This window comes from Candidatus Pelagibacter communis, assembly GCF_001180185.1.
GTDB classification, from domain to species: Bacteria; Pseudomonadota; Alphaproteobacteria; order Pelagibacterales; family Pelagibacteraceae; genus Pelagibacter; species Pelagibacter ubique_F.
The window spans coordinates 1-10,864 of record NZ_CVSS01000040.1 but is presented as its reverse complement, the minus strand read 5'-3'; the positions used below and the strand labels follow the sequence as shown (position 1 = coordinate 10,864).

Sequence of the window (10,864 nt, the reverse complement as noted above, 5' to 3'; positions counted from 1 at the left end):
ATTTAATAAATTTGATGGGTGAGCAACCACCACCTTCGGAGAGAAAAATTCAATTAGGTCCTGAGGAAAGAATAAGAATGTCTAGACTGAGACAGACAATAGCCAAAAGATTAAAACAAGCGCAAGAGAATGCAGCAATACTTACTACTTTCAATGAAGTTGACATGACAAATATTGTTGAAATGAGAAAAGAAAATCAAGATGATTTTCAGAGTAGATACGGGATAAAATTAGGGCTGATGTCCTTTTTTGTTAAGGCCTGCATAGTAGCTTTAAAATCGTTTCCAGCAGTTAATGCAGAGATAGACGGTGAAGATGTTATTTATAAAAATTATTATAATATTAGTTTTGCAGTTGGAACAGAAAAAGGATTGGTAGTTCCAGTTTTAAAAAATGCAGACGAACTTTCTTTTGCAGATATTGAGAAAAAAATTAAAGAAATTTCAGAAAAAGCAAGAGATGGAAAATTAGTTATAGAGGATTTACAAGGTGGAACATTTACAATTAGCAACGGAGGCGTATATGGATCAATGTTATCAACGCCAATTTTGAATTTACCTCAATCTGGGGTTCTAGGAATGCATAATATTGTAGATAGACCAATAGTTATTGAAGGTGAGATAACTATAAGACCAATGATGTATTTGGCCTTATCTTACGATCATAGAATAATAGATGGAAAAGACTCGGTTTCCTTTTTAAAGATGATTAAAGAAAATTTAGAGGACCCGAGAAGATTGTTTTTAAATATTTAGATGTCAGAAAAATTTCAAGCTGTGGTTATCGGTGGAGGTCCTGGGGGATATGTATGTGCAATTAGATTAGCTCAGTTAGGAATCAAAACTGCGTGTATTGAGTCAAGAGGTTCTTTAGGGGGCACTTGTTTAAACGTAGGTTGTATACCCTCAAAAAGCTTACTTAACCTCTCAGAAGAGTTTCATAATGTAAAAAATCTTTCAATTAAAGGGATAGAAATTGATAACGTAAAACTTAATCTTGAAAAAATGATGAAAAGTAAAGATAAAGCAGTAACAGTTCTTACAAAGGGCGTAGAATTTCTTCTTAAGAAAAATAAAGTTTCTTACTTTAAAGGACATGGAAGTTTTATATCAAAAAATGAAATTTCTGTGAAAGATGAAAAAAACAAAGAAATAGTTATTCAAACAGAAAAGATTGTAATTGCGACTGGATCGACGCCAGTTTCATTACCCAATGTTGATATAGATGAAAAAATAATTCTTTCATCTACAGGAGCTTTGAAATTAGAAAAAGTACCAAAAAAAATGGTTGTAATAGGTGGAGGTTATATTGGTTTGGAGATGGGCTCCGTATGGATGAGACTTGGTGCTGAAGTTCAAGTAGTTGAATTTTTAGATCACATTACACCGGGAATGGATAAAGAAATTTCGTCTGAATTTATGAAAATTTTAAAAAAACAAGGGATGAAATTTAATATGAAAAATAAAGTTGAAAAAATTCAAAAAAATACCAAAGGCGCAGTAGTTTTAACTACAGACGATGAAGGTAAAAAAAATGAATTTGAATGTGACGTAGTATTAGTTTCAGTTGGTAGAAGACCAAACACTGATGGTTTAAATTTAGAAAAGGTAGGAGTAAACCTTGACCAAAAGAATAGAATAAAAACTCAAAAAAATTTTAAAACAAATATTGAAAATATATATGCAATAGGTGATGTGATAGAAGGTCCAATGCTAGCACATAAAGCAGAAGATGAAGGTATAGCTGTTGCTGAAAATATTGCAGGACAATCAGGACATGTAAATTATGATACAATACCTGGTGTTATTTATACTACCCCAGAGGTTGCTTCAATCGGTAAAACAGAGGAACAATTACAAGAGACAAATAAAAGGTATAAAATAGGAAAATTTTCATTTATGGCTAACTCAAGAGCTAAGGCTATAGATGATGCAGAAGGTTTCGTAAAAATTTTAGCTGATGACCAAACTGATAAGGTATTAGGAGCTCATATAATAGGCCCTCATGCTGGTGAATTAATAGCAGAAATTGGTATTGCAATGGAATTTGGAGCAAGTGCGGAAGATATTGCAAGAACTTGTCATGCACATCCAACATTCTCTGAGGCAGTTAAAGAGGCTGCTTTATCAGTAGATAAAAGAGCAATACACTCTTAATTTTTTTTCATATTATCAAAATATGAAATTTCCGATTCTATTACCTAACATTTTTGATTATCCCTTCACTTATAAGAGTAATATTAATCTTAAAGTTGGCGACTATGTTTTAGTACCTTTTGGAAAATCAAATATAACTGGTGTAGTTTGGGATGAATTCGAAAAAAATAATAATAAAAAGTTTAAAATAAAGAACGTTATAAAAAAATTAGATGTTACACCATTAAAAAAAAATACAATAAATTTTTTAAATTGGTTTGCAAAATATAATCTTGTCCCAAAGGGCATGGCATTAAAGTTAGTACTTTTAAGCAGCAAAGCAGTAGAGAATAAAGAAACTCAATTTTATCAAATATTTGATAGTAACATTAAACAAAACTTAATTAAACTATCACGTAGTCAAGACAAATCTCTAAAAAAAATGAATATTTCGAATAATAAATTTAGAGTTCACGTTTTGCAAGGCACAACTGGATCAGGAAAAACTTTAGTTTATTTTGAAGCGTTAAAACCATTGATAGAGAAGGGTTTTCAAGGATTAATATTATTGCCAGAAATAGGTCTAACTAGTCAGTTTGAGCAAAAATTTTTAGAATATTTTGGTTTTAAACCTGCAGTCTGGCACTCCGGTATTTCAAAAAAAAAGAAAGAATTAATTTGGAGTGGTATTTCTAACGGTAAAATAAAAATAATTATTGGTGCAAGGTCTTCATTGTTTTTACCATTCAAAAAATTAGGAATGATAATTGTCGATGAGGAACATGATCAATCATTTAAACAAGATGAAGGCATAACTTATAATGCTCGTGATATGGCAATTTCGAGAGCATCTTTCGAGGATATTCCTATCAATTTGATTACTGCTGTACCTTCTATAGAAACTTTTGAAAATATTAAAAAAGGCAAATACAAGGTTTCTAGATTAAACGAAAGATTTCAAAATGCAGCTTTACCTAATTATGAAATAATAAATTTAAATAATACAAAACTTGAAAAACAATCATGGATATCAAATAAAATAATTGAAAAAGTAAATTTACATTTGGAAAAAAACGATCAAGTTTTGTTCTTTTTAAATAGAAGAGGTTTTTCTCCTAATGCTTTATGTAATAAATGTTTTACAAATTTTACATGTCCAAATTGTAGTATTAATTTAGTTTATCATAAAAATAAAAATAATCTATTATGCCATTATTGTGGATATAGATCTGAGCTTAAAAGGAATTGTAGGAAACAAGGAAATTGCGAATTTATTTTTTGTGGCCCTGGTGTTGAGAGAATTTCGGAGGAGGTAAAAAGAAAATTTCCTGGAAAAAAAATAGAAATTTTTTCAAGTGATACAATGAATAAAAAAGACTCTAAAGAAAAATTAGAGAAAATTATTAATAATGAAACACATATTTTAGTTGGAACTCAATTAATTTCTAAAGGCTTTCATTTTCCAAGCTTAAATTGCATCGTTGTTGTAGATATAGACCTTTCATCTCAAGGTCATGATCTAAGAGGTGCAGAAAAAAATTTACAACTTTATCATCAGCTTTCTGGTCGTGCTGGACGAACAGGAAAACCAGCAACAGTATATTTTCAAACTTATGAAAATAATACTAAGATGATTTCATCAATTACAAGTAAAAATCCTGATATTTTTTTAGAAAGAGAGTTAGAGATAAGAAAAAAAAATAAACTACCTCCTTTTCAAAGATTTATTTCTTTAATCTTAACCGGAGATAACGAAACCAAACTAGAAAAAGAGGCTATTAATTTTAAAAATTTTGTTGAAAATAAAATAGAAGGAAAAATATTAGGTCCAGTAAATGCTCCATTATTTAAATTAAAAAGCAAATTTAGAATTAGATTTTTAATAAGAGGATTCAAATCAATGAAACTACAAAATTCTCTAGCAAAAATTATTCCTAAATATAAATTTTCTTCTGGAATAAAACTTTCAGTTGATGTTGATCCAATTAACTTCAATTAACCGCAAAAAAGAGGCCTTTTTTACGAATCCGCTACTTGAAGACATAAGGGTCATATGTTATTCAGATCGTGATTTTTAATTAATCTTCAACATTATAGAGGAACCAAGTTGAGTAAAGATACAGGATTTTCAATAACTTCAGCCGAAAGGTATTCTCTTGCGCTTTTTGAACTTTCAGAGGAAAACAATCTTTTAAGTCAAATTGAAGATCAATCTTCATCTATTCTTAATTTAATTGAGCAAAGTGAAGATTTTTCCAATTTGATTAAGGATCCAACTACAAGCCAGGAAGATTTGTTAAAAGTAATAAATACAATTTTAGAAAATAACAAATTTGAGTCTTTATTCAAAAATTTTTTAAGTTTCTTAATTCAAAAAAGACGCTTCTTTTTTATTGAGCGTATTCTTAAAAGTTTTATAGAAATTTGTTCAAGAAAAAGAGGAGAACTTAAGGCAGAATTAAAATCAGCAAAAGCATTATCTAATGAAGAAATTATAAAAATTACAGAGGAGTTAACAAAAAATTTTAGCTCAAAAATAAAATTAAACTATAAACATGATGAAAGTTTAATAGGAGGTTTGGTAGTACAAGTTGGAAGTACTATGATTGATACCTCAATTAAAAATAAATTACAACAAATTGAAAATAAAATGTTAGAGGCATAAATGGAAATAAATCCTTCAGAAGTTACAAAAATTTTAAAGGAACAAATTAAAAATTTTGGTGATAAAGCAGAAGTCACAGAAGTTGGTCAAGTTTTATCAGTTGGAGACGGTATTGCTAGAATTTATGGGTTAGACAATGTTCAAGCTGGTGAAATGGTAGAGTTCGCAGAAGGATCAAAAGGTATGGCCCTAAACTTAGAAAGTGAAAATGTTGGTGTCGTAATTTTTGGTGATGACAGAAATGTTAAAGAAGGTGATGTAGTAAAAAGAACTGGTAATATTGTTGATACTCCAGTTGGAAAAGAATTATTAGGAAGAGTTGTTGATGGTTTAGGAAATCCTATTGATGGAAAAGGCCCATTAGACAAAGGTATTAAAAAAAGTAGGGTTGAAGTTAAAGCACCTGGCATTATTCCACGACAATCAGTTAGTGAACCAATGCAAACTGGCCTTAAATCAATTGATAGTTTGGTTCCAATTGGAAGAGGGCAAAGGGAATTAATTATCGGTGATAGACAAACTGGTAAAACAGCAGTTGCAGTAGATGCAATCATTAATCAAAAAAAAATAAACGAATCTGGAGACGAAAAACAAAAATTGTATTGTATATATGTTGCGGTTGGACAAAAAAGATCAACCGTAAGACAAATTCAAAAAACATTAGAAGAAGCTGGAGCTATGGAGTACACAACAATCGTTGCTGCTACTGCATCTGACTCTGCTCCTTTACAATTTTTAGCGCCGTATACAGGTTGTACCATGGGTGAGTATTTTAGAGATAATGGAATGCACGCGTTGATAATTTATGATGATTTGTCTAAACAAGCAGTTGCTTATAGACAAATGTCATTGCTATTAAGAAGACCCCCAGGGCGTGAAGCCTATCCAGGAGATGTATTTTATCTTCATAGTAGATTGCTTGAAAGAGCTGCAAAATTAAGTGATGAACATGGTGGTGGATCACTTACTGCACTTCCAATTATTGAAACACAAGGTGGAGACGTATCTGCATTCATCCCAACTAACGTTATTTCAATCACAGACGGGCAAATTTTCCTTGAAACAGAATTATTTAACCAAGGAATAAGACCTGCAATTAACGTAGGTTTGTCAGTATCTAGGGTCGGTTCATCCGCGCAAACAAAAGCGATGAAAAAAGTTTCGGGTTCAATGAAACTAGAGTTAGCACAATACAGAGAAATGGCAGCTTTTGCTCAATTTGGATCTGATTTAGATGCGTCCACTCAACAACTTTTGAATAGAGGCTCTAAATTAACAGAACTTTTAAAACAAAAACAATATTCACCTATGACTGTCGCCGAACAAGTTATTTCAGTATTTTGTGGAGTGAAAGGTTATCTAGACGATATTGATTTAAAAGATGTTGCTGAATTTGAAAGCAAAATTATCGAAAAATGTAAATCAGACAAACCTGAAATTATAGAGTCAATTTTAAGTTCAGGGAAACTTGAGGAAGATAAAGAAAAATTACTTGTTGAGGTTATTTCTCAATTAAAAGGAAATTTTAAATCTTAATAATTTATGGCGAGTTTAGATGACCTAAAAAAAAGAATAGCTAGTGTAAAGTCTACACAAAAAATTACTAAAGCTATGAAAATGGTTGCAGCAGCTAAGTTAAGAAGAGCCCAAGAAAGTGCTGAGAAAGGAAGACCTTATTCTGAAAAAATGAATAATGTTATTTTAAATTTATCAAATGGCATATCTGATAAAGAAAATGCACCAAAGTTATTGTCAGGAACTGGTCAGGAAAAAAATCATCTTTGTGTGGTGATGACTTCTGATAGAGGTTTATGTGGAGGATTTAATTCTAATATTATTAAAAAGGCTAAAAGTTATTTTGTAAAAATTTTAGATGAAGGTAAAGAACTTAAAATTATTACAGTAGGCTCGAAGGGAAATGATCAATTAAAAAGAGTTTATGGTAATAAAATAATTGAAAATATTTCTTTCAAAGAATCTAAAAATGCAAATTATTTCGATGCTGATAAAGTTGGGAAAATGGTAATTGAAAAATTCGAAGCAGGTGAATTTGACGTTTGCACAATTTTTTATAATCAATTTAAAAATGTAATTACTCAAATTCCTCAAGCACAGCAAATTATCCCTTTAAATAATGAAGGAGAAAAAAATAGTTCAGATGAAAGTTACGAATTTGAACCAGATGAAGATGAAATTTTAAACAATTTATTGCCAAAAAATATTTCTACACAAATATTTAAAGCAATGTTAGAAAATTCAGCTAGCGAGCAAGGGTCTAGAATGAGTGCAATGGATAATGCAACCCGAAACGCAGGTGAAATGGTTGACAAACTTACTATCGAATATAATAGAAGTCGTCAGGCAGCAATTACAAAAGAACTAATAGAAATCATATCAGGAGCAGAAAGTTTATAATTATGAGCAAAGGAATAATTACACAAGTTATTGGAGCAGTAGTAGACGTAAAATTTGAGGGTGAACTACCAGAAATTTTAACAGCACTGGAATGTAAAAACGGTAATAACAGACTAGTTTTAGAGGTAGCACAACACTTAGGTGAAACTACTGTTAGAACAATTGCTATGGATGCCACTGAAGGACTAAAAAGAGGTGATGAAGTTATTAATACCAACGCTCCTATTCAAGTTCCAGTTGGACCTGAAACACTCGGAAGAATTATAAATGTAATTGGTGAACCAATAGATGAAAGAGGTGAGGTAAAGACTAAAGAGAGTTGGCCAATTCATAGAGCTGCACCTGAATTTAATGATCAATCAACAGAAACTGAAATACTTGTAACAGGTATTAAAGTAATTGATTTGCTTGCTCCATATGCAAAGGGCGGAAAGATTGGATTATTTGGAGGAGCAGGAGTAGGAAAAACAGTTTTAATTATGGAATTAATAAATAACGTTGCAAAAGCTCACGGTGGTTTTTCAGTTTTCGCAGGAGTTGGAGAGAGAACTAGAGAAGGAAATGATCTTTATCATGAAATGATTGAGTCCGGAGTAATTAAAAAGGAGGGAGCTGGTTCAAAAGCTGCTCTAGTTTACGGACAAATGAATGAACCTCCTGGAGCAAGAGCAAGAGTTGCGCTTACTGGTTTAACTGTAGCTGAATACTTCAGAGATCAGGAAGGTCAGGATGTACTTTTCTTCGTAGATAACATCTTTAGATTTACTCAGGCAGGATCAGAAGTTTCAGCTTTATTAGGAAGAATTCCTTCTGCTGTTGGATATCAACCAACATTAGCTACTGACATGGGTAATTTACAAGAGAGAATTACTACTACAAACAAAGGATCGATTACATCTGTACAAGCAATTTATGTACCTGCTGATGATTTAACAGATCCTGCTCCTGCCACGTCGTTTGCTCACTTAGATGCAACGACTGTACTTTCAAGACAAATTGCGGAAATTGGTATATATCCTGCAGTAGATCCACTTGATTCAACATCAAGAATTTTAGATCCAAGAATTGTTGGTGATGAGCATTACAGAGTAGCAAGAGATGTTCAAAGAATACTACAATCATATAAATCATTACAAGATATTATAGCTATTCTTGGTATGGATGAATTATCTGAAGAAGATAAACTAGTTGTAGCGAGAGCTAGAAAAATCCAGAGATTTTTATCTCAACCATTCTTTGTTGCAGAAGTATTTACTGGTTCACCAGGAAAACTTGTTGATCTTGATTCAACTATCAAAGGTTTTGATGCAATATGTAAAGGTGAGTATGATCACTTGCCCGAAGCTGCTTTTTACATGGTTGGTACAATTGAAGAAGCTATAGAAAAAGCTAAGAAAATGGAACAAGAAGCTGCTGCTTAATGAGCGAAGAGTTTAAAGTTGAAATAGTAAATCCTGAAAAATCTTTTTTAGTAAAAGATGATGTTACAGAAGTTGTAGTTCCTGCTTTTGAAGGGGAAATGGGAATATTGAAGGATCATATTTCTATTATTTCCTTTTTGAAACCTGGGATAATTAAGATTCTATCAAGATCAGGTAATGAAAATTATTATGTTGAAGATGGAATTGTTGAGTTTAAAAATAACAATTTATCTATCTTAACAAGCACAATTGTTAATCTTGCTGATATGGATAAATCAAAGCAACAAATTTTGCTTAAAGAGGCAGAAGAAGAGGCTAATAAAACTGATATTAGTGATCAATCTAAATATTTAGCAGATCAAAAAGTTGAAGTTTTAAAAACTCTAAATTAGTTTTTTTACTTTTTCTTTAAGTTCTTTGTAAACATGATATTTAAAATCAACCACAACATCTGTAATCAAATCTAATTCAATCCACTTCCAATCTAAAAACTCTGGATTTGATGTTTTAATATTTATTTCACTATCATCTCCAATAAATCGCATTAAAAACCATTTTTGCTGTTGACCTTTGTACTTACCTTTCCAAATAATACCTAGTAATCTATCAGGTAAATCATAGGTTAATGTACCATCTAATTCTGTTATAAGTTCTGCACTTTTGATGCTTGTTTCTTCCTCTAACTCTCTAAATGCAGCTTTTAAGTAATCCTCTCCCTCGTCAACACCACCCTGAGGCATTTGCCAAAAATTTTTAGGATTATCTATTCTTTTTGCAACGAATACTTTATTTTGTTTATTCAATAACACTATTCCGACCCCACTTCTCAGTGGTAAATCATTAAAATTTTTATTCATATTATCCGTTAAGTAACTTGATAGCGTAATTTAATTGATTATCAGTATCAGTCTTTATTCTAAAATTATCACCTTCCTCATTTACTTCTATATCTGGTCTAACACCTACTTCAGAAATAGATTTTCCAGATGGAAGATAATATTTTGCAACTGTTAATCTTATAGCTCCACGATTTTTTAAAGGAATAATTGATTGTACAGATCCTTTGCCATAACTATTTTCTCCTAAAATTATTGCTCTTTTATGATCTTTTAAAGCTCCAGCAACAATTTCTGATGCAGAGGCAGAACCATAATTAATCAGAACCAATAAAGTTTTTCCATTTGTTAAATCACCTTTCTTGGCAAACCATTTTCTATTTTCAGATTTTTTACGACTTTTTGTAGATACGATTTCACCATTATCTAAAAAAAAATCAGATATTCTTATTGCTTGAGATAATAAACCACCAGGGTTATTTCTTAAATCCAGAATATAAGATTTGATATTTGAATTTTTTTCTAAATCTTTAATTTTGTTTTCAATTTGATCACCACTATTTTCGTTAAATGATGTAAGTCTTATATATCCAATATTATCTTTTAATAAATCTGTCTTAACAGATTGAATTTCTATAATTTCCCTTGTGATTATGAAATTTAGAGCTTTTCTTTCTCCACTTCTTCTTACCGTTAATTCAATACTTGAACCTACAGGTCCACGCATTAAATCAACAGCCTCACTTAAAGTTTTTCCTTGTACTTGAATATCGTCAATTTTTACAATGTAATCTCCAGCTTTAATACCCGCTCTGGACGCTGGTGTGTCATCAATAGGTGAAATCACTTTCACTACTCCTGACTCCATGCTTACCTCAATTCCTAGTCCACCAAATTCTCCGCTTGTCTCTGTCTGCATTTCATTAAAAATTTCTGGAGACATATAAGCTGAATATGGATCTAGAGATTGAAGAAGACCATTTATAGCTGAGTCCATACTATCTGACTGATTTATCTCATCAACGTACTCTTGATTAATTTTTTCTAATACCTCTCCAAATAAATCAATTTTTTTATAAATATTATTTTCAGCAGCAGATACAGGAATAAGAAAAAATAAAATTTTTAGAAAAAATAATAAAACAGGAATTTTTTTCATATCATTATTTTTTCTTTTGGTATTAATTCAGACCAAATTTTTTCTAATTCATAAAATTTTCTCTTTTCAGGATGAAAAATATGTACAATTAAATCTATTCCATCAACTAATTTCCACTCATTACTATTTTTACCCTCAATTTTAGAGTTTTTTAAACCGCTATCCTTAAACTTTTCTTGTCATTGATAAAATTATAGCTTCATTTTTTGTAATAACACTTTCATCAATACCTG

The 10,864-nt window shown here is 30.9% G+C and carries 10 protein-coding genes and 1 pseudogene; 8 read left to right on the top strand and 3 right to left on the bottom strand.

The annotated features are described in order from the left end of the window. The 8 genes from sucB to atpC all read left to right on the top strand — a co-directional run. Window positions 1-755, top strand: a 755-nt coding sequence (sucB, locus tag AMN95_RS02770; RefSeq protein ID WP_102133197.1) for a dihydrolipoyllysine-residue succinyltransferase, incomplete at its 5' end; no start/stop codon positions are given. After that, on the top strand, window positions 756-2,156 hold the full coding sequence (gene lpdA, locus AMN95_RS02765) for a dihydrolipoyl dehydrogenase (RefSeq protein ID WP_075522464.1): 1,401 nt from the start codon (window positions 756-758) through the stop codon (window positions 2,154-2,156). It abuts the gene before it with no gap. A 22-nt stretch (window positions 2,157-2,178) separates the two neighbouring features. Then, complete coding sequence (gene priA, locus AMN95_RS02760; RefSeq protein WP_075522463.1) at window positions 2,179-4,134, top strand: replication restart helicase PriA; 1,956 nt, start codon at window positions 2,179-2,181, stop codon at window positions 4,132-4,134. A gap of 108 nt (window positions 4,135-4,242) precedes the next feature. Then, window positions 4,243-4,800 carry an ATP synthase F1 subunit delta gene (gene atpH, locus AMN95_RS02755; protein WP_075522462.1) on the top strand — a complete coding sequence of 186 codons (558 nt, stop codon included), beginning with the start codon at window positions 4,243-4,245 and terminating at the stop codon, window positions 4,798-4,800. After that, window positions 4,801-6,336, top strand: coding sequence for a F0F1 ATP synthase subunit alpha (gene atpA / locus AMN95_RS02750; protein ID WP_075522461.1), 1,536 nt, complete (start codon window positions 4,801-4,803; stop codon window positions 6,334-6,336). Between the two features lie 6 nt (window positions 6,337-6,342). Continuing rightward, complete coding sequence (locus tag AMN95_RS02745; protein ID WP_075522460.1) at window positions 6,343-7,215, top strand: F0F1 ATP synthase subunit gamma; 873 nt, start codon at window positions 6,343-6,345, stop codon at window positions 7,213-7,215. Window positions 7,216-7,217: 2 nt separating this feature from the next. After that, complete coding sequence (atpD, locus tag AMN95_RS02740) at window positions 7,218-8,636, top strand: F0F1 ATP synthase subunit beta (protein WP_075522459.1); 1,419 nt, start codon at window positions 7,218-7,220, stop codon at window positions 8,634-8,636. After that, window positions 8,636-9,028, top strand: coding sequence for an ATP synthase F1 subunit epsilon (gene atpC, locus AMN95_RS02735; RefSeq protein WP_075522458.1), 393 nt, complete (start codon window positions 8,636-8,638; stop codon window positions 9,026-9,028). The genes atpD and atpC overlap by 1 nt, the downstream gene beginning before the upstream one ends. On the opposite strand, the gene AMN95_RS02730 is transcribed toward atpC, so the two are convergent. The 3 genes and pseudogenes from AMN95_RS02730 to AMN95_RS02720 form a co-directional block, all read right to left on the bottom strand. Further along, a complete protein-coding gene (locus AMN95_RS02730) occupies window positions 9,020-9,493 on the bottom strand; it encodes an RNA pyrophosphohydrolase (RefSeq protein WP_075522457.1) in 474 nt (157 codons plus the stop codon). The two genes, atpC and AMN95_RS02730, sit on opposite strands and share 9 nt — an antisense overlap. A gap of 1 nt (window position 9,494) precedes the next feature. Then, window positions 9,495-10,631, bottom strand: a complete 1,137-nt coding sequence (locus tag AMN95_RS02725; RefSeq protein WP_082256656.1) for a S41 family peptidase — start codon at window positions 10,629-10,631, stop codon at window positions 9,495-9,497. Further along, window positions 10,628-10,795: pseudogene (locus AMN95_RS02720) on the bottom strand (RsfS/YbeB/iojap family protein); the annotation flags it as partial. The pseudogene AMN95_RS02720 and the gene AMN95_RS02725, both read right to left, overlap by 4 nt. Between the last annotated feature and the right edge of the window lie 69 nt (window positions 10,796-10,864).